This window comes from Streptomyces sp. NPDC090032 (assembly GCF_044748025.1).
GTDB lineage: Bacteria > Actinomycetota > Actinomycetes > Streptomycetales > Streptomycetaceae > Streptomyces.
Window position 1 is genome coordinate 476,447 of sequence record NZ_JBIVFF010000001.1, and the last position, 19,197, is coordinate 495,643.

Consider the following 19,197-nt stretch of genomic DNA (forward strand, 5'->3'; position numbering starts at 1 on the left):
GTCCCCCTGCTAACGGCTGCGGTGCAGCCGGTCGCCGCCTTCGAGGATCGCCTGGGCCAGCGCCTGCGCCGCCTCGCCCTGCCCGCTGCCGTGCCGCGGTCCGTGCAGCAGCACGAAGTCCACCTCGCCCAGCTCCGGCAGCCCCGCCCGCTCCGGTACGCGGACCAGGCCGGGCGGGATCAGGCCGCGCGAGTGCGCCATCACGCCGAGGCCCGCCCTGGCCGCCGCGATCAGGCCGTTGAGGCTGCCGCTGGTGCAGGCCACGCGCCAGGCGCGGCCGTGCCGCTCCAGGGCTTCGAGGGCCAGGGCGCGCGAGATGCCCGGCGGCGGGTACACGATGAGCGGCACCGGACGGTCCAGGTCCAGGCGCAGCCGCTCCGCGCCGATCCACACCAGCCGGTCGTGCCACACGGACTCGCCGCGCGGGTCCTCGGGCCGCCGCTTGGCGAGGACCAGGTCGAGCTTGCCCGCGTCGAGCTGCTCGTGCAGCGTGCCGGACAGCTCGACCGTCAGCTCCAGGTCCACCTCGGGGTGGTCGTGCCGGAACGCCTCCAGGATCTCGGTCAGCCGGGTCAGGACGAAGTCCTCCGACGCCCCGAACCGCAGCCGTCCGCGCAGCCGCGTGCCCGTGAAGAACGCCGACGCCTGCTCGTGCACCTCCAGGATCCGGTGCGCGAAGCCGAGCATCGCCTCGCCGTCCTCCGTGAGCTCCACGGAGTGCGTGTCCCGCGTGAACAGTGTCCGCCCCGTGGCGTCCTCCAGGCGCCGCACGTGCTGACTCACCGTGGACTGGCGCAGGCCGAGGCGGCGGGCGGCCTGCGTGAAGCTCAGCGTCTGGGCCACCGCGAGGAACGTACGCAGCTGCGAGGGGTCGTACATGCCCTCGACCCTACCCGCGCTCATCGCCGAACGTGATGACAGTCAGTGCGGTATGCAGGATTCCCGATCGCGGTGATCAAGAGGACGATGGAGAGGGCACGACCTGAACCGACAGCAAGGAACATGGAACCCGTGAAACGCCTGACTTGGCCGTCCTGGATGCCGGTCGACCCCTACATCCTGGCGCTCATAGGGACGGTGGGCCTCGCGGCGCTCCTGCCCGCGCGCGGCGGTGCGGCCGACGTCGCGTCCGGCGCCTCGACCACCGCCGTCGCGTTCCTCTTCTTCCTCTACGGAGCGCGCCTGTCGACCCGCGAGGCGCTCGACGGGCTCAGGCACTGGCGGCTCCACGTGACCGTCCTCGCCGCCACGTTCGTCGTCTTCCCGCTCCTCGGCCTAGCGGCCCGCGGTCTCGTCCCCGTGGTCCTCACACCGTCCCTCTACGACGGCCTGCTCTTCCTCACCCTCGTGCCCTCCACGATCCAGTCGTCGATCGCCTTCACCTCCATGGCCCGGGGCAACGTGCCCGCGGCGATCTGCGCGGGCTCCTTCTCCTCGCTGGCCGGCATCGTCATCACGCCGCTCCTCGCGGCCGGGCTGCTCGGCAACAGCGGCGGCGGGTTCTCCGCCGACTCCCTTGTCAAGATCGTGCTCCAGCTGCTCGTGCCGTTCCTGGCCGGGCAGTTCCTGCGCCGCTGGGTCGGCTCCTTCATCACGCGGCACAAGAAGGTCCTGGGCTACGTCGACCGCGGCTCGATCCTCCTCGTCGTCTACACCGCGTTCAGCGAGGGCATGGTCCAGGGCATCTGGCACCAGGTCAGCGCCGTGCGCCTGGGCGGGCTCCTCGCCGTCGAGGCGGTGCTGCTCGCCGTGATGCTGGCGGCCACCTGGTACGGCGGCAAGGCGCTCGGCTTCGGGCGCGCGGACAGCATCGCGATCCAGTTCGCCGGATCGAAGAAGTCCCTGGCGGCCGGACTGCCCATGGCGAGCGTCCTGTTCGGGGCGCACGCGTCCCTCGCCGTGCTGCCGCTGATGCTGTTCCACCAGATGCAGCTCATGGTGTGCGCGGTGATCGCCAAGCGCCGGGCGCGTGACCCCCTGGAGCAGGTCAGCGCGGACGAGCGAGCCGCAGTGCCACGAACCGCGGCCGGTACAACGACACGTTCCGGCTGACCTGCGCCTGCGCGGTCGCGGGCGCGGCGTCCAGCCAGTTGACGTCGTAGCTGAGCAGCAGGTGCCCGTCACCGCCGCCGAGCGCGGGGTGCGCCTGCGGGTTGTACGCGGCCGTGCCCTGCCCGAGCGCCCCGTCCCGAGGCAGCGGCGCCTCGAAACCCTTCGCGGGACCGTGCCAGGGCCCGGTCGGCGCACACGCCCAGTAAGAGGTGACGCGGGTCAGGCCCGCGGTCCCGGCGGCCATCGTGAACAGGACGTACGTACCGCCGTCGCGCACCACGGTGAACGCGCTGCCGACCCCGCGTCGTTCACCGTCGCCGAGGATCGCACGTGGGCGGGCGGTGCGCGTCCAGCGCGAGCCGTCCCAGTACCGCCACGCCCCCGGCTCGGCGAGCCGGCCGCGCGGCACGCGGGCGACATGGGCGCGGCGCGTGGCCCCCTGCCCGTCGTCGCCGCCGAACACGTACGTCCACCCGCCCCGGTCGACGGCCGTCGTGCCGAACAGGACGCGCCGCGCCGGGTCAGGCACGCCGCGCTGGTCCAGGACCGTGGTGACGCTCTCGACGCGCAGGCCGGGCAGGGAGAGAGTGGCGACCTCGGTGGCGGCGGGCATGCCGTAGATCCAGGGGCCCGTCCCCGTCGTACGGGTCCACAGCAGGACGCGGACGACCCGCTCGGCGGAGCCGGGGGAGCGGGGCTCGACGCGGGCCGCGACGGGCCAGCGCCACTGCTGCGGCGCCGGGTCGGGGAACAGGGGCGCGGGGAGCGTGCGCTCCAGCGCGCCCGAACGGCCCATCACCACGGCCGAGTTGCGCACGAACGGCGCCGAGAGGTCGCGCCAGGCGTGGGGCTGGCCCGCCGGGTTGGGCGGTGCGTGCACCTGCCCGAGATAGGTGTCGGAGAACAGCCACAGGACCCGCCCGTCCGGGAGCCGCACCGAGTGCGTGCCGTCGCCGCCCGTCCAGTCGTCGCCCCGCGACGCGTCGTCGCCGTAGCGGGCGAACGCCCCCGTGAGACCGGGGTCGGCGGACCACGAGGCGACGCCGCGCGCCGCGCACGGGCGACCGCCCTCCCGGTCGTCGTCCGGAAGGGCGGTCAGCAGGGCGGCGGCGCACACCAGGGCGAGCAGCAGGCCGAGACCCGCTCCCAGGCTCCCGCGGCGCACCGCCTCCTTGTCCGCAGGCACGCTCGGACGTTAGCGACCGCCGCGCACCCGGTCCATGGGCAGCCACAGGACGGTGTCCGGGGTCACAGTGGTGACCGGGGTGTTGAGCCCTGTGTCGTTCAACGCCCGGTCCTGGACCCGGACTTCATCGATCGCGCCGGTGAAGTGCGCCCGGCTGTCCATCCGTTCGCCCACGTGCACGCCGAACGGCGAGTTACGGCTGACGGAGCCCGGCACGTCGGGCGTACTGACCGACGTCCCGTCGACGACGAGCGTCAGCTGTCCGCCACCGCGTCGCAGTACGGCGTGGTGCCACTGGCCGTCGTTGTAGGCGCTCGTGGTGCGCACCGACGCGGACCGCGGGACCGCGGCGCCGTCCCGCGTGGTGATCAGGCCCGTGATGCGGTTGCTCGCGGGCTCGGCGCGCAGCCACACCTGCGGCTGCGTGGTGCCGATCCCGCCCATCCACAGCAGGGGCTGCTCACCGGTCGTGGCGGAGTAGCGGAACCACAGCGACGCGGTGAAGTCCTTCGCCCCGAGCGGCAGCCGGGCGCTGTACGGGAGCCGTACGGCGTCGTCCGTCCCGTCGAAGGAGAGCGCCCCGCCGAAGCGGCCGGTGGTCGGGGAGGCGCCGCCCAGCACGGCCGCGTCCCGCGCGTCGCGGGCCCGGTCCTGTGTCGTCGGATCGGCGCCCCGGCGCGGCGTCAGCCAGTCCTGGGTGAAGCGCGCGAAGCGGATCTCGTCGCGCGCGTCGACCGCGCCGCCCTCGTACATGAGGCCCACCTGGTCGCGGGTCGCCTGCACGAGGTCCGAGTAGCCGGACCAGTCGGTCGTCACCACGGTCGAGCGGTCGAAGCTGTCCCAGGTCCGCCCGCCGTCGTACGAGGAACGGATGGTCATCGTCCGGCGCCGGTCGGGGTCGCCGGGGCAGGCAAGGAGCAGCCGGTTCCCGGTGCGCAGGACCGAACCCTGCACCTGCGGGGTGTAGAGGTCGGGGATCGCCGAGAAGCGCCGCGTGAACGAGTCGCCGCCGTCCCGACTCCATGTGTGCGTGCGGTGACCGAGGTCGGTGCCGTCCTGCTCGCGCCCCGACACGTACAGGTATCCGCCGGGCAGTTCGGCCAGCGTCATCTCGGACGGCTTCTGCCGGAAGGTGCCGTCGTCCGCGATCGGCCACGAGTCCTTCGCGCCGACCCGCCAGTGCTCGCCGCCGTCGTCGCTGACCATGAGCGCGGCGTGGTTCGCGGTGACGCGAGTGCCGTCCCAGGACTCGGCGTTGACGGTGAAGACGAGCCGGCCGCGGTGGCGCCCCTGGGTGAGCTGCAGGCCGTGCACGGGCCCGGTCGCGTACCAGGAGTTCCAGTCCTTCGGCAGGATCTCGTCGCTCAGGTCGCGCGGCGCCGACCAGGTGCGGCCGTCGTCGTCGCTGTACTGGAGGTGCGGGGTGCGGTCGCACGGCACGTCACAGTTCTTTCCGTCCGTGCGGCCGGTGTTGTACGTCTCCGCGAGCAGGATGCGGCCCGTCCTGAGGTCGACCACCGGGGCGGGGTTGCCGTGCGTGTCACCGGCGCCCTCGTTGACGACCTGGAGCGGGCTCCAGGTGCGGCCCCCGTCCTCGGACCGCTTGACGACGATGTCTATGTCGCCCGCGTCGGAACAGTCGTTCGTGCGCCCCTCGGCGAAGGCGAGCAGCGTCCCCTGCTTCGTCTTCACGACGGCCGGAATTCGGTAGCAGGCGTACCCGGGATCCTGGGAAGCCTTGAAGAGGACCTGCTGCTCGAACGGCGGTACCGCCGAGGCTGCTCGGGCCGCTTGTGTCGCGCCGGCCGGTTCGGCGGCCTGCGCGGGCAGCGCGGCTCCCGCGGCCACGGCGAGCAGCGCGACGACGGATGTGCCCAGGGATCTCAGACGTACGCGGAGACTTGACGGCATGGTGCTGCCACCCTTCAACGGCTCATGTCAAGGCTGATGTCACGGCTCATGCGTCTGGACATCCAGACATCCCACGTCCAATGTCCGGGCCACAGACGCTACTTGGGACGCGCGGCACGCCACAAGCACCGTGCATCAGGGGATCAGGTGATCAGGAAGACCTGGCCGGGATTACTCCGGCGCGTGGGGCCCGGCCGGCGCAGGGGGCGCTCCCCGCCGGATCCGGGCCCCGTCGCCGTGCCGCGGGGAAACCGCTCAGCCCTGGGCGGCCGCGGCGGCCCGCAGGGCTATGCGGTGTTCGCCCGCGTACACGTTCATGTTGGGCCCGCGCAGGAAACCGACCAGGGTGAGGCCGCTCTCCGTGGCCAGGTCGACCGCGAGCGACGACGGCGCGGACACGGCCGCGAGGACCGGGATGCCCGCCATCACCGCCTTCTGCGCGAGCTCGAAGGAGGCGCGGCCCGAGACGAGCAGGATCGCGCGGGACAGCGGAAGCGTGCCGTTCTGGAGGGCGCGTCCGACGATCTTGTCCACCGCGTTGTGCCGGCCCACGTCCTCGCGGATGTCGAGCAGTTCCCCGGCTTCCGAGAACAGCGCCGCGGCGTGCAGACCCCCGGTCCGGTCGAAGACCCGCTGGGCCTCGCGCAGCCGGTCGGGGAGGCTCGCCAGGAGCGAGGGCTCGATCCGGACCGGGGGAGTGTCGTCGATCGCGAACCGGGTCGTCGTACGGACCGCGTCCAGGCTCGCCTTCCCGCACAGGCCGCAGGACGACGTCGTGTACACATTGCGTTCGAGCGTGATGTCGGGCAGCACCAGACCGGGAGCGGTGCGCACGTCGACGACGTTGTACGTGTTCGACCCGTCCTCCAGCGCCCCCGCGCAGTACACGATGCTCTGCAGCTCGTCGCTCGCGCCGAGGACGCCCTCGCTGACCAGGAACCCCGCCGCGAGCGCGAAGTCGTCGCCCGGAGTGCGCATCGTGATGGCGAGGGGCTTGCCATTGAGCCGGATCTCCAAAGGCTCCTCCGCCACGAGCGTGTCGGGCCTGCTGGAGACCTGCCCGTCGCGGATGCGGAGCACCTTGCGTCGTTCCGTGACTCGTCCCATGTGTCGATCAGTCCCGGTTCTGTACGTGCTGATAGCCGAAGCGGCCCTTGATGCAGAGGTTGCCGTGGGTCACCGGGTTGTCGTGGGGCGAGGTGACCTTGACGATCTCATTGTCCTGCACATGGAGCGTGAGGTTGCAGCCCACGCCGCAGTACGCGCATACGGTCGTAGTCTCCGTCTGCTCCGCCTCGTTCCAGGTGCCCGCCGCCCGCATGTCGAACTCCGACTTGAAGGACAGCGCGCCCGTCGGGCACACCTCGATGCAGTTGCCGCAGTACACGCACGCCGAATCCGTCAGCGGCGCGTCGTGCTCGACGGCGATCCTGGCGTCGAAGCCGCGCCCCACGACCGAGATGGCGAACGTGTTCTGCCACTGGTCACCGCACGCGTCGACGCACTTGTAGCAGAGGATGCACTTGTCGTAGTCCCGGACGTACAGGTCGTTGTCGACGCGCGGCTCCTCGTCCACGCGTGCCGCGTCCGGACCGAACCGGTCGGGCTCCGCCTCGTACTCCTTGATCCATTCGGCGGCGCGCGGCGTCGTCGACAGGTTCACGGACGAGGCGAGCAGTTCGAGGACGACCTTGCGGCTGTGCCGGGCGCGCTCCGTGTCCGTGCGCACCTCCATCCCCGCCTCGGCCCTGCGTGAGCACGCCGGGGCGAGGGTGCGGGCGCCCTCGACCTCGACGACACACACCCGGCACGCGTTCTTCGGGGTGAGAGTGTCGCCCTGGCACAGCGTCGGGATGTCCTTGCCCGCGGCCCGGCAGGCGTCCAGGATCGTCGACCCCTCCGGCACCCGCGCCTCCTGCCCGTCCAGCGTGAACTCGACGAGGCGGCGCGGCACTCCCAGCGGTATGGCGGTCATTCGTACGCCCCCAGGCGGTCGATGGCGGATTCCACGGCGTTCCACGCGGTCTGCCCCAGACCGCAGATCGAGGCGTCCCGCATGGCCCGCCCCACCTCCCTGAGCAGCGCGATGTCACCGGCGGCCGCCGCGCCCGTCCGCTCGGCGATCCGGTGCAGCGCCTCCTCCTGCCGGACCGTGCCCACCCGGCACGGCACGCACTGCCCGCACGACTCGTCGCGGAAGAACTCGGCGATCCGCAGCAGGACGCGCGGCAGCGGCACGGTGTCGTCGACGGCGAGGACGACGCCCGAGCCGAGTGTCGTGCCGGCCGCGCGCGTCCCCTCGAACGTGAGCGGGATGTCCATCTCGTCGGCGCGCACGAAGCCGCCCGCGGCGCCGCCGAGCAGCACGGCCCGCAGGTTGTCCGGCTTGCCCGCCAGGTCGAGCAGTTCGCCGAGCGTCGCGCCGAACGGCAGCTCGTAGATCCCGGGCCGCCCGACGCTCCCGGACACGCAGAACAGCTTCGGCCCGGTCGACTTCTCCGTGCCGATCGCCGCGTACGCCTCGGCGCCCATGGTCAGGATCGGCAGCACGTTCACGAGGGTCTCGACGTTGTTCTCGGCCGTCGGCTTCCCGAACAGGCCCTTCTCCACGGGGAAGGGCGGCTTGGAGCGCGGCTCGCCGCGGTAGCCCTCGATGGAGTTGAAGAGCGCGGTCTCCTCGCCGCAGATGTACGCGCCCGCGCCCCGCCGGATCTCGATGTCGAAGGCGTAGCCCTGACCGAGCACGTCGTCCCCGAGGAGCCCGCGGGCGCGCGCCTGCTCGATCGCGTTGCTCAACAGCCTGAGCGCGCGCGGGTATTCACCGCGCAGATACAGGTACCCCTGGTGAGCGCCGACCGCGTACCCGGCGATCGTCATGGCCTCGATGAGGGAGTACGGGTCCCCTTCCATCAGGACCCGGTCCTTGAAGGTGCCGGGCTCGGACTCGTCGGCGTTGCACACCAGGTAGTGCGGACGGTCCGGCTGCGAGGCGGTGGCCTTCCACTTCACGCCGGTGGGGAAGGCGGCCCCGCCGCGCCCGACGAGGCCCGCGTCGGTCACCTCCCGGATCACCCCGGCGGGCCCGAGCGCGAACGCCCGGCGCAGGGCGGTATATCCGCCGTGGGACCGGTAGTCGTCGAGCGAGGCCGGGTCCACGACGCCGATGCGGCGCAGCAGGGTGAGCCCGGGCTGCCCGGCCTGCGGGACGGCGAGGGAGGCGGGCGGTTCGGGTTCGGCGGCCTCGGGGGCGGAGGCGGCCAGGACGGTGGACTCGGGGGTGGCGGGGGCTATGACGGCTGTTGCGTAGGGCTTCTCGGCGCCGGGTGCATGAGGCGCGCCCGAACCGGCCTCCGCAGCCGAACCCGCCCCCGCACCCGCCCGCACCACCAGCGCGGCAGGCGCCCGCTCACACAGCCCCAGACAAGGACCGCGCTCGACCGAAACCCCGCTCCCGAGTCCGAGCCGCCCCTCCACCCCCGCGCAGAGCTCGGCGGAGCCGGCCGCCGTGCACGCCACGTCCGTGCACACGTGCAGTACGGTCGCCGGGCGCGGCTTCACGGAGAACATCGAGTAGAACGTCGCCACCCCGTACGCCTCCGCCGGCGGCACCGTCAGCCGCCGGCACAGATAGTCGAGGGCGCCCTCGCTGATCCAGCCGACCCGGTCGTTGACCGCGTGCAGCCCCGGCAACAGCAGGTCCCGCCGCTCCCGCGCGGCACGGCCGCCGCGCGCCCAGCGCAGATCCGCGTCGGAGCGGACCGCCGAGTCACCGAACGGCGCTTCCCACGCCGAGCCCGGCGGCCCGAGCAGCGCGTCGACCGCCTCGCGTTCCTCGTCGGTGGGCTTGCTGTCGCCGAAGTGCAGATCCATGTCGTGTCTCAGCTCCTCACGGCCGCGACGGGCAGCTTCTCGATACGGATCGCCGACGCCTTGAACTCCGCCGTCCCCGCGATCGGGCAGTTCGCCTCGATCGTCAGCTGGTTGGTGTCCACCTCGTCGGGAAAGTGCATGGTCATGAACGCGAGGCCGGGCCGCAGCGCCGGGTCGACCCACACGGGAGCCACCACCACGCCGCGCCGCGACGACACCCGCACCTCCTCGCCCACCACGACGCCGTACCGCTCCGCGTCCTCCGGGCACAGCTCGACGTACTCGCCGCGCCGCAGCGGAGAGGCGAAACTCCCGCTCTGCACACCGGTGTTGTACGAGTCGAGGCGCCGGCCCGTCGTCAGGCGGATGGGGAACGCCTCGTCCGTCAGGTCCACCGGCGGGTCGTGCGCGACGATCCCGAAGGGCGCCGCACGGCCGCGCAGCGCCGGATCCTGCTCCCACAGCCTGCCGTGCAGGAAGCTCGACGGCAGGACCTCCAGGTCCGGGCACGGCCACTGCAGGCCCTGGTGCTCTTCAAGGCGGTCGTACGTCATGCCGAAGTGGTCCGGCGACAGGTCGCGCAGCTCGTTCCACACGGCCTCGGAGTCGGCGAACTTCCAGTCGTGGCCGAGCCGCGCGGCGACGTCGCAGATGATGTCGATGTCCTCGCGGGCCTCGCCGGGCGGGGTGAGAGCGGCGCGTACACGCTGAACTCGCCTCTCGCTGTTGGTCGTTGTGCCGTCGGTCTCCGCCCAGGCGGCGGTCGCGGGCAGGACCACGTCGGCCATCTCGGCGGTCTTCGTCAGGAAGATGTCCTGCACGACCAGATGGTCGAGGGCCGCGAGTCGGCGTACGGCCTGCTCGCTGTCGGCCTCGGACTGGGCGGGGTTCTCGCCGATGCAGTACACGGCGTGCAGTTCGCCGTGCTCCATCGCCTCGAACATGTCGGTGAGCGTCATCCCGTACCGCGGCTGGATGGTCGCGCCCCACGCGCGCTCGAACTTGACGCGGTGCGCGCTGTCGAGGATGTCCTGGAAGCCGGGCAGGCGGTTGGGGATGGCGCCCATGTCGCCGCCGCCCTGGACGTTGTTCTGCCCGCGCAGGGGCTGGACGCCGGAGCCGTAGCGGCCGACGTGCCCGGTGAGCAGCGACAGGTTGATCAACGCCCGTACGTTGTCGGTGCCGTTGTGGTGTTCCGTGATGCCGAGGGTCCAGCACAGCTGGGCGCGCTCGGCGGTGGCGTAGGCGTACGCGAGGTCGCGGATGGCGGCGGCGGGGACGCCCGTGACCTTCTCGGCGAGGGAGAGGGTCCACGGCTCGACCAGTTCGGCGTACGCGTCGAAGCCGGTCGTGGCCCGCTCGATGAACGCCTTGTTGTGCAGGCCCGCGTGGATGATCTCGCGGCCGACGGCGTGGGCGAGCGGGATGTCCGTGCCGACGTTGATGCCGAGCCAGCTCTCCGCCCACTCCGCGGTCGAGGTGCGGCGCGGATCGACCGCGTACATCCGTGCCCCGTTCCTGATCCCCTTCAGGACGTGCTGGAAGAAGATCGGGTGCGCGAAGCGGGCGTTGGAGCCCCACATCACGATGAGGTCGGTGTGCTCGACCTCCTCGTACGAGGAGGTGCCGCCGCCCGAGCCGAAGGCCGCGGACAGGCCCGCGACGCTCGGGGCGTGGCAGGTGCGGTTGCACGAGTCGACGTTGTTGGTGCCCATCACGACGCGCGTGAACTTCTGCGCGACGTAGTTCATCTCGTTCGTGGCGCGGGCGCAGGAGAGCATCGCGAACGCGTCCGGGCCGTGCGCCTCCTTGGTGCGCCGGAACCCGTCCGCGGCCCTGGCGAGCGCCTCGTCCCAGGTGGCGCGGCGGAAGGGCTCGTCCCGGGAGTCCCGGACGAGAGGATGGGTGAGGCGGGTGTACGTCTTCGGGGTGCGGTCCCGCTTCTTCATGCCGCGCTCCTCATGCGGTCGGCGAGCAGATCCGAGATGGCGTGGACGGTGCGGAGCGTCGGGACCGGGACTCCGGTGATCTCCGCCAGTTCCACGACGGCCGCGAGCAGCACGTCGAGTTCGAGCGGTTTGCCGCGCTCCAGGTCCTGGAGTGTGGAGGTGCGGTGGTCGCCGACGCGCTCGGCGCCGGCCAGACGCCGCTCGACGGAGATGTCCGGACGGCAGCCCAGCGCCCCGGCGACGGCGAGCGTCTCGGTCATCATGATCTCGATGACCCGGCGCGTGCCGCCGTGCAGGCACATCTGCCGCATGGTCGCGCGGGACAGCGCGCTGATCGGGTTGAACGAGATGTTGCCGAGCAGCTTGATCCAGATGTCGCTGCGCAGCTCGGGCTCGACGGGGCACTTGAGGCCCCCGGCCTGCATCGCCCGACTGAACGCGAGGCAGCGGTCCGACACCGAGCGGTCGGGCTCCCCGACGGAGAACCTGGTCCCTTCGAGATGGCGTACGACGCCGGGCCCTTCGAGCTCCGTCGCCGCGTAGACGACACAGCCGATGGCCCGCTCGGGCGCGAGCACCGCACTGACCGCGCCGCCGGGGTCCACGCTCTCCACGCGCTGCCCGTCGTGCGGGCCGCCGTGCCGGTGGAAGTACCACCAGGGGATACCGTTCTGGGCCGCGATCACGGCCGTCGAGCTGTGCAGCAGTGGCTCGATGAGCGGCCCGCACGCCGCGTACGAGTTGGCCTTGAGGCCGAGGAAGACATAGTCGACCGGGCCGACCCCCGAGGGGTCGTCGGTCGCGTGGGCACGGGCGGTGAAGTCACCGCGGGGGCTGCGTACTTGGACGCCGTGCTGCCTCATGGCCGCGAGGTGCGGTCCACGGGCTACGAGATGCACGTCGGCGCCGGCGCGGTGCAGCGCGGCTCCGACGTAGGCGCCGATCGCACCGGCGCCGAGGACTGCGACTTTCACGATGGCGAGCTCCGTTCGGTCGAGGGCTCCTGCTCTCACGGGAGGAGAGTGCGGAGGACCGTCGGACTGTCGATGGAATATTGTCTACAGTATGGAAGATGGGCCGACAAGGGCCCGCGCATCGCATACCGTGTACGGATTCCGGCGCGCGCTCTTCCCAACTCCCGGACAGCTCCCTACCGTTCGGGATCATGAGGCCCCCCGTCGCGCCAACCGGCTGGAGCCGCTGGCTCGTTCCGCCCGCCGCTCTGTCCGTCCACCTCTCCATCGGCCAGGCCTACGCCTGGAGCGTCTTCAAGCCCCCGCTCGAGTCCTCGCTGCACCTCAGCGGCACCCAGAGCGCCCTCCCCTTCCAGCTCGGCATCGTGATGCTCGGCCTCTCCGCGGCCTTCGGCGGCACGCTCGTCGAGCGCAACGGCCCCCGCTGGGCGATGACCGTCGCCCTCGTCTGTTTCTCGTCCGGCTTCCTGATCTCCGCGCTCGGCGCCGCCACCGGACAGTTCTGGCTGATCGTGTTCGGCTACGGCTTCGTCGGCGGGATCGGGCTCGGCATCGGCTACATCTCGCCTGTGTCGACCCTGATCAAGTGGTTCCCCGACCGGCCCGGCATGGCCACCGGCATCGCGATCATGGGCTTCGGCGGCGGTGCGCTGATCGCCTCCCCGTGGTCCGCGCAGATGCTGGAGTCCTTCGGCACCGACTCCTCGGGCATCGCCCTCGCGTTCCTCGTGCACGGACTCGCGTACGCCGTGTTCATGTCGCTCGGGGTGCTGCTCGTGCGCGTGCCCCGTACGGAAGGGGCGCGCAAGGCAGGGGCGCCGGCGCCGCTCGACGGGGTGCAGGTCTCGGCCCGCAGCGCCGTGCGGACCCCCCAGTTCTGGTGCCTGTGGCTCGTGCTCTGCATGAACGTGACGGCGGGCATCGGCATCCTGGAGAAGGCCGCCCCGATGATCACGGACTTCTTCAAGGACAGCACCACCCCCGTCGGCGTCTCCGCGGCCGCCGGCTTCGTCGCGCTCCTGTCGGCGGCGAACATGGCGGGCCGCATCGGGTGGTCCTCCGCCTCCGACCTGGTCGGCCGCAAGAACGTCTACCGCCTCTACCTGGGCGTGGGTGCGGTCATGTACCTCCTGATCGCCCGTTTCGGCGATTCCTCCAAGCCCCTGTTCATCGGTTGCGCGCTGGTGATCCTCTCCTTCTACGGCGGCGGCTTCGCCACCGTCCCCGCGTACCTCAAGGACCTCTTCGGCACCTATCAGGTCGGCGCGATCCACGGCCGGCTGCTCACCGCGTGGTCCACCGCCGGAGTGCTCGGCCCGCTGATCGTCAACCGGGTCGCCGACAGCCAGGAAGAGGCCGGCAAGCACGGCCCGGACCTCTACGGCCTGTCCTTCACGATCATGATCGGCCTGCTCGTCGTCGGCTTCGTCGCGAACGAGCTGATCCGTCCCGTCCACGCCCGCCACCACATCCCCGCCCCGAGGGAGGCCACCGATGACGCAGCCGCAGAGCGCCGGCAGTCCGCCTAGCCGCCGCGCGCTCACCCTGTTCGCCTGGCTGTGGGTCGGGGTGCCGCTGGCGTACGGCCTGTACGAACTCGTACAAAAGGCGAGGCAGCTCTTCACGGGGTAGCAGGCGTGACGGACCCCGGACGCCGCAGGGCGATGTGGGGCACCCTCCAACGAGGGCGCCCCAATCCTGTTGCTTTACCCGTCCTCGTACTGGTGAGTCGCTCACCAGACTGGTGGATCCGTATCTCGAACACCGAGAGGACCCACCCATGACCGGTTCGCGTATCGCTGCCGTTGGCCACTACCAGCCCTCCAGGGTCCTCACCAACGACGACCTGGTGGCCATGGTGGACACCGACGACGCGTGGATCCGCAGCCGTGTGGGCATCCGCACCCGTCACATCGCGGGGCCCGACGAGCCGGTCGACGAGCTGGCCGCCCACGCCGCGGCGAAGGCCCTCGCGGCGGCGGGACTGACGGCCGCCGACATCGACCTCGTCGTGGTCGCCACCTCCACCGCCGTCGACCGCTCGCCCAACATGGCCGCGCGCGTCGCGCACCGCCTCGGTGTGCCCTCGCCCGCCGCGCTGGACGTCAACGTGGTGTGCGCGGGCTTCACGCACGCCCTCGCCACCGCCGACCACGCCGTACGGGCGGGCGCCGCGACGCGCGCCCTGGTGATCGGCGCCGACAAGATGTCCGCCGTCACCGACTGGACGGACCGCACGACCTGCGTCCTCGTCGGTGACGGCGCGGGCGCCGTCGTGGTCGAGGCCTGCCCGCCCGGCGACGAGCCGGGCATCGGGCCAGTCCTGTGGGGTTCCGTGCCCGAGATGGGTAACGCCGTCCGCATCGAGGGCGAGCCGGCGCGCTTCGCGCAGGAGGGCCAGAGCGTCTACCGCTGGGCGACGCAGCAGCTGCCGCCGCTGGCCCGCGCGGCCTGCGAGCGGGCCGGGTACGCGCCCGCCGATCTGGCCGGCGTCGTCCTGCACCAGGCGAACCTGCGGATCATCGAGCCGCTCGCCGAGAAGATCGGCGCGGTGAACGCCGTCGTCGCGCGCGATGTCGTCGACTCGGGCAACACGTCCGCCGCGAGCATCCCGCTCGCCTTCTCCAAGCTCGTCGAGCGCGGCGAGATCCGCAGCGGCCAGCCGGTGCTGCTCTTCGGATTCGGCGGGAATCTGTCCTACGCGGGCCAGGTCGTCCGCTGCCCCTGAGCAGGCGTGATTTCGCGGCGTTCACGGGTGTGACGAGACCGACTCCCGCCCCTACTGGCCATTGTGCTCGGTAGACTGTAGACGAAAGCCAATTCATACTGGCTTCTCCGTTGCCCAGGAGGGGGACCGCGATGTTGTCCACAGGACTGCCGCAGGGGGCGGTGCCCAAGCTCGAGCGCCCCGGACCGCTGCGCGAGCGGGTCTACGAGGCGCTGCTCGAACTGATCACGACACGCGCACTTCAGCCGGGCCAGCACCTGGTCGAGAGCGAACTCGCCGGGCACCTCGGGGTGTCGAGGCAGCCCGTGCGCGAGGCGCTCCAGCGGCTGAACACGGAGGGCTGGGTCGATCTCCGTCCGGCGCAGGGCGCCTTCGTGCACGAACCGACCGAGGACGAGGCGGACCAACTCCTCACGGTCCGTACGCTTCTGGAGGCCGAGGCGGCCCGCCTTGCCGCAGCGAACGCCGGCAAGGCCGGGATCACCGCACTCGAAGAGCTGTGCGCCCGAGGCGAACAGGCCGTCGCCGACGGCGACGTGGAACTCGTCGTGGCGACGAACGCCGCCTTCCACGCCAAGGTCATGGAACTCGCGGGGAACGTCGTCCTCGGCGAGCTCGCCGGACAGGTGGACCGCCGGGTGCGCTGGTACTACCAGCCGGTGGCCCGCCAGCGCGGCAAGCAGTCCTGGATCGAGCACCGCGAGCTGATCGCGGCGATCGCGCAGCGGGACGAGGCGCGGGCGACGGCGGTCATGCGGGCCCACACCGAGCACACCCGCGAGACGTACCACCGGCGCGACCAGGCATAGCGGCCGCGCCGCCCATGGATCACGGTCGGGGTGCGCGCCGGAAAGGGGCGCGGGACCGCTACATGTGCGGCCCCGCCGCGTGGGCGCGACGAGCCACGGGCAACCCGTCACCCGAAGGAACGCCCCGACGGGCCCGCGCCTCCGCGGCCGGCATCGCCACCAGGATCACGACGAGCGCGACGAGTTCCGCCACGGCGGCCACATGCATCCCGAGCAGCGCCGTGGCGAGCACCACCGGCACGTCCCCGCCCGGAAGGCGTCGGGGAGAGCCGCCTGGCGGTCCTGAACGCGACATCGCCGGCGAGGAAGAGCGCGACACCGCCCGCGAGCGTGAGCGCGGGCCCGGTGTGCAGATGCTCACCGAGATGCCCGAGCGACTTCTTCACGCCCGCCGCGAGGACGCGCCCATCCCGACGGTCAGCAGCAGTCTGCGTGAGGGCCGGTCCGGCGGCACCTGGCTGGTGAGATAGGCGTAGGCGCCGTACATCCAGAACAGCACGACGAAGATGAGGACGACGCGCCCCGTCGTGGCGAACGACAGGTCGTGCGCGAGCAGCACGGTGATCTGCGTCGGAGTGAAGGCGAAGGCGAGGTCGAAGAAGAGCTCCAGCGTGCTGACGCGCAGTTCGGGGGCGGCCCGCCGCTCCACGGTCGTCCCCTCCGGGCCGCGCGCGCTCTCCGTCCTTCCAACCCCCTTGTGACGTCCATCAGTTGTGCGGGCGACGGGGTGCGCGGATCTTCCCTCCCGGCTCTTTGTCCTGTCACTGGAGAAAGTCATGGGTAATTGCTGCGCAACTTCTTCCCACTCCCGGCAAGCACTGCTACGTTCCCCTCGAAAGCCCGAAGACGGGACGACAGGCGGCCCGGTGAGGCGGGGAGGGGCACGTGAGACGCATGACGGCTCGACCCGCGAACGCGCACCAGGCGCGCCTGCTGCGTCTGCTGCGCGACGGCGGACCCAACTCCCGGGCGCAGCTCGGCGATCAGATCGACCTCTCGCGGTCGAAGCTGGCCGTCGAGGTGGACCGGCTCCTGGAGACGGGTCTCGTCGTGGCCGACGGACTCGCCGCCTCGCGCGGCGGGCGCCGCTCCCACAACATCCGGCTCGCCCCCGAACTGCGCTTCCTCGGCGTCGACATCGGCGCGACCTCGGTCGACGTCGCCGTCACCAACGCCGAACTGGAAGTCCTCGGGCACATCAACCAGCCCCTGGACGTCCGCGAGGGTCCGGTCGCCGTCTTCGAGCAAGTGCTCGCGATGGCCGCCAAGTTGAGGGCGTCCGGGCTCGCCGAGGGATTCGACGGAGCCGGGATCGGCGTCCCCGGACCCGTCAGGTTCCCCGAGGGCGTGCCGGTCGCGCCGCCGATCATGCCGGGCTGGGACGGTTTCCCCGTCCGCGAGGCCCTCAGCCAGGAACTCGGCTGCCCGGTCATGGTCGACAACGACGTGAACCTGATGGCGATGGGGGAGCAGCACGCGGGCGTCGCCCGCTCCGCGCGCGACTTCCTCTGCGTCAAGATCGGCACGGGCATCGGCTGCGGCATCGTCGTCGGCGGAGAGGTCTACCGCGGTACGACGGGCAGCGCCGGCGACATCGGCCACATCCAGGTCGAGCCCGACGGACGCCAGTGCGCCTGCGGCAACAAGGGCTGCCTGGAGGCCTACTTCAGCGGCGCGGCACTCGCCCGCGACGCCGAGGAGGCGGCCCGCGAGGGCCGTTCCGACGAACTCGCCGCCCTGCTGGAGGCGGCCGGGAAGCTCAGCGCCGCCGATGTGGCCGTCGCGGCGGCCGCCGGTGACGCCACCGCCCTCGATCTCATCCGCGAAGGCGGCAACCGCACCGGGCAGGTCATCGCCTCACTCGTCAGCTTCTTCAATCCGGGCCTCGTGGTGATCGGGGGTGGCGTGACCGGCCTCGGCCACACGCTGCTCGCCGCCCTGCGCACCCAGGTCTACCGCCAGTCGCTGCCCCTGGCGACCGGCAACCTCCCCATCGTCCTGGGCGAGCTCGGCCCCACCGCCGGAGTCATCGGCGCGGCCCGCCTGATCAGCGACCACCTGTTCTCACCCGCGTAACACCGCCGGGCGTAACACCGCACGCGATCACCACACCAGTACGGCGCTCAGCTCCGCCCTGCCCTGACACCGGCCCGCATCCGCCGAGGGGATCTCTCATGGCACCGGAACCACCCCTGCTCACCATGTCCGGCATCACCAAGTCGTTCCCCGGCGTCCGCGCCCTCGACGGCGTGGACCTGGAGGTCCTGGCCGGTGAGGTGCACTGCCTCCTCGGCCAGAACGGCGCGGGGAAGTCCACTCTCATCAAGGTCCTCGCCGGCGCCCACCAGCCCGACGACGGCACGATCACCTGGCGCGGCGAGCGCACGGTGCTCAAGTCGCCCATCGCCGCGATGCGTCTCGGCATCGCCACCATCTACCAGGAACTCGACCTGGTGCAGGGGCTTTCCGTCGCCGAGAACGTCTACCTCGGACATGAGCCGACCACCGCCGGCTTCGTGGTCCGCGGACGCGACGCCCGCGCCACAACTGCCGCCCTGCTCAAGCGACTTGGGCACAGCGAGATCGACCCGGGCAGACTCGTCGGTGACCTCTCGGCGGCCCAGCAGCAAATCGTCTCCATGGCCCGCGCGCTCTCCCACGACGTGCGCCTCATCGTCATGGACGAACCCTCGGCCGCCCTCGACCCGGACGAGGTCGACAACCTCTTCCGCATCGTCGACTCCCTCACCGCCGACGGCGTCGCCGTCATCTACATCTCGCACCGCCTGGAGGAGATCCGCCGGATCGGCGACCGCGTCACCGTCCTCAAGGACGGCCGGGCCGTCGCCGGCGGACTGCCCGCCAAGGAGACGCCGACCCGCGACGTGGTCGCCCTCATGACGGGCCGGAACGTCGAGTACGTGTTCCCCGATCGCCCCTCGGGCCCCCCACTCGCCGAACCCGTACTGACGGTCAAGGGCCTTTCCCGGCAGGGGGAGTTCGCCCCGCTCGACCTCGAACTGCGGCCCGGCGAGATCGTGGGCCTCGCGGGGCTCGTCGGCTCGGGGCGCTCCGAGATCCTGGAGACGATCTACGGCGCCCGCAAGGCCAGTACCGGACAAGTCGTCGTCGACGGGAAGGTGTTGCGCCCCGGCAGCGTCCGCGCCGCCGTCCGCGCCGGCCTCGGCCTCGCCCCCGAGGAACGCAAGGCGCAGGCACTCCTCATGCTGGAGTCCGTCACCAACAACGTCTCCGTCTCCACCATGTCCCGCTTCTCGTACGGGGGCTGGCTGGACCGGGGCAAGGAACTCGAGGCCGCGCGGGCCGCGACCCGGGAGCTGTCCCTACGCCCCGACAACCCGTCCGCGCCGGTGCGCACCCTCTCCGGAGGCAATCAGCAAAAGGCCGTCCTGGCCCGCTGGCTCCTGCGCGGCTGCCGCGTCCTCCTCCTCGACGAGCCGACCCGCGGCGTGGACGTCGGCGCCCGCGCCGAGCTCTACGCCGTCATCCGCCGCCTCGCCGACGACGGCCTCGCGGTCCTCATGGTCTCCAGCGAGGTCCCAGAGGTCCTCGGCCTCGCGGACCGGGTCCTGGTGCTGAGAGAGGGACGGGTCGTCCACGAGGCCCCGGCGACGTCCCTGGACGAACACAGGGTCCTGGACCTCGTACTGGCGGGGGCATGAGGCGCCCCTCAAGGGGCGCGGGGAACTGCGCAAAC

The 19,197-nt window shown here is 71.7% G+C and carries 17 protein-coding genes; 7 read left to right on the top strand and 10 right to left on the bottom strand.

The features are described 5' to 3' along the window. Positions 1 to 9 precede the first annotated feature (9 nt). Complete coding sequence (locus tag ACIPWY_RS02100; protein ID WP_393700427.1) at positions 10 to 879, bottom strand: LysR substrate-binding domain-containing protein; 870 nt, start codon at positions 877 to 879, stop codon at positions 10 to 12. 159 nt (positions 880 to 1,038) lie between these two features. On the opposite strand from ACIPWY_RS02100, the gene ACIPWY_RS02105 reads away from it, so the two are divergent. Then, positions 1,039 to 2,052, top strand: coding sequence for a bile acid:sodium symporter family protein (locus tag ACIPWY_RS02105; protein ID WP_393700425.1), 1,014 nt, complete (start codon positions 1,039 to 1,041; stop codon positions 2,050 to 2,052). Here the strand turns inward: ACIPWY_RS02105 and ACIPWY_RS02110 are convergent. The 7 genes from ACIPWY_RS02110 to ACIPWY_RS02140 form a co-directional block, all read right to left on the bottom strand. Further along, the gene (locus ACIPWY_RS02110) at positions 1,988 to 3,238 is read right to left on the bottom strand and encodes a hypothetical protein (RefSeq protein ID WP_393699834.1); all 1,251 of its coding nucleotides are present in this window, start codon (positions 3,236 to 3,238) and stop codon (positions 1,988 to 1,990) included. The two genes, ACIPWY_RS02105 and ACIPWY_RS02110, sit on opposite strands and share 65 nt — an antisense overlap. Before the next feature lie 9 nt (positions 3,239 to 3,247). Further along, on the bottom strand, positions 3,248 to 5,149 hold the full coding sequence (locus ACIPWY_RS02115; protein ID WP_393699832.1) for an exo-alpha-sialidase: 1,902 nt from the start codon (positions 5,147 to 5,149) through the stop codon (positions 3,248 to 3,250). 255 nt (positions 5,150 to 5,404) lie between these two features. Next, positions 5,405 to 6,256, bottom strand: a complete 852-nt coding sequence (gene fdhD / locus ACIPWY_RS02120) for a formate dehydrogenase accessory sulfurtransferase FdhD (RefSeq protein WP_362901654.1) — start codon at positions 6,254 to 6,256, stop codon at positions 5,405 to 5,407. A gap of 7 nt (positions 6,257 to 6,263) precedes the next feature. Then, positions 6,264 to 7,124, bottom strand: coding sequence for a 2Fe-2S iron-sulfur cluster-binding protein (locus tag ACIPWY_RS02125; protein WP_389482981.1), 861 nt, complete (start codon positions 7,122 to 7,124; stop codon positions 6,264 to 6,266). Then, positions 7,121 to 9,019 carry an NAD(P)H-dependent oxidoreductase subunit E gene (locus tag ACIPWY_RS02130; RefSeq protein WP_393699829.1) on the bottom strand — a complete coding sequence of 633 codons (1,899 nt, stop codon included), beginning with the start codon at positions 9,017 to 9,019 and terminating at the stop codon, positions 7,121 to 7,123. Before ACIPWY_RS02130 ends, ACIPWY_RS02125 begins: the two co-directional genes overlap by 4 nt. An 8-nt stretch (positions 9,020 to 9,027) precedes the next feature. After that, positions 9,028 to 10,968, bottom strand: coding sequence for a molybdopterin oxidoreductase family protein (locus ACIPWY_RS02135; protein ID WP_393699827.1), 1,941 nt, complete (start codon positions 10,966 to 10,968; stop codon positions 9,028 to 9,030). Beyond that, positions 10,965 to 11,942 (bottom strand): 2-dehydropantoate 2-reductase, encoded by a 978-nt coding sequence (locus ACIPWY_RS02140; protein ID WP_393699825.1) that lies wholly within the window; start codon positions 11,940 to 11,942, stop codon positions 10,965 to 10,967. The genes ACIPWY_RS02135 and ACIPWY_RS02140 overlap by 4 nt, the downstream gene beginning before the upstream one ends. Before the next feature lie 191 nt (positions 11,943 to 12,133). Between ACIPWY_RS02140 and ACIPWY_RS02145 the strand changes: the two genes are divergently transcribed. The 4 genes from ACIPWY_RS02145 (at position 12,134) to ACIPWY_RS02160 (ending at position 15,479) form a co-directional block, all read left to right on the top strand. After that, entirely contained in the window at positions 12,134 to 13,471 is a 1,338-nt protein-coding gene (locus tag ACIPWY_RS02145; RefSeq protein ID WP_389544665.1) for an OFA family MFS transporter, read from the top strand. Beyond that, positions 13,437 to 13,574 (top strand): hypothetical protein, encoded by a 138-nt coding sequence (locus tag ACIPWY_RS02150; protein WP_199841638.1) that lies wholly within the window; start codon positions 13,437 to 13,439, stop codon positions 13,572 to 13,574. Before ACIPWY_RS02145 ends, ACIPWY_RS02150 begins: the two co-directional genes overlap by 35 nt. A 148-nt stretch (positions 13,575 to 13,722) precedes the next feature. Beyond that, entirely contained in the window at positions 13,723 to 14,670 is a 948-nt protein-coding gene (locus ACIPWY_RS02155) for a beta-ketoacyl-ACP synthase III (RefSeq protein ID WP_362901666.1), read from the top strand. A 131-nt stretch (positions 14,671 to 14,801) separates the two neighbouring features. After that, on the top strand, positions 14,802 to 15,479 hold the full coding sequence (locus ACIPWY_RS02160) for a GntR family transcriptional regulator (protein ID WP_362901668.1): 678 nt from the start codon (positions 14,802 to 14,804) through the stop codon (positions 15,477 to 15,479). A gap of 58 nt (positions 15,480 to 15,537) precedes the next feature. Here ACIPWY_RS02160 and ACIPWY_RS02165 read toward each other — a convergent pair whose 3' ends face one another. Further along, a complete protein-coding gene (locus tag ACIPWY_RS02165; RefSeq protein WP_393699821.1) occupies positions 15,538 to 15,714 on the bottom strand; it encodes a hypothetical protein in 177 nt (58 codons plus the stop codon). A 147-nt stretch (positions 15,715 to 15,861) separates the two neighbouring features. Continuing rightward, positions 15,862 to 16,128, bottom strand: a complete 267-nt coding sequence (locus tag ACIPWY_RS02170; RefSeq protein WP_393699819.1) for a low temperature requirement protein A — start codon at positions 16,126 to 16,128, stop codon at positions 15,862 to 15,864. Positions 16,129 to 16,373: 245 nt separating this feature from the next. Here ACIPWY_RS02170 and ACIPWY_RS02175 point away from each other — a divergent pair, with 245 nt between their 5' ends. After that, complete coding sequence (locus tag ACIPWY_RS02175; protein ID WP_362901674.1) at positions 16,374 to 17,555, top strand: ROK family transcriptional regulator; 1,182 nt, start codon at positions 16,374 to 16,376, stop codon at positions 17,553 to 17,555. Positions 17,556 to 17,653: 98 nt separating this feature from the next. Beyond that, a complete protein-coding gene (locus ACIPWY_RS02180; RefSeq protein ID WP_393699817.1) occupies positions 17,654 to 19,162 on the top strand; it encodes a sugar ABC transporter ATP-binding protein in 1,509 nt (502 codons plus the stop codon). Positions 19,163 to 19,197 lie beyond the last annotated feature (35 nt).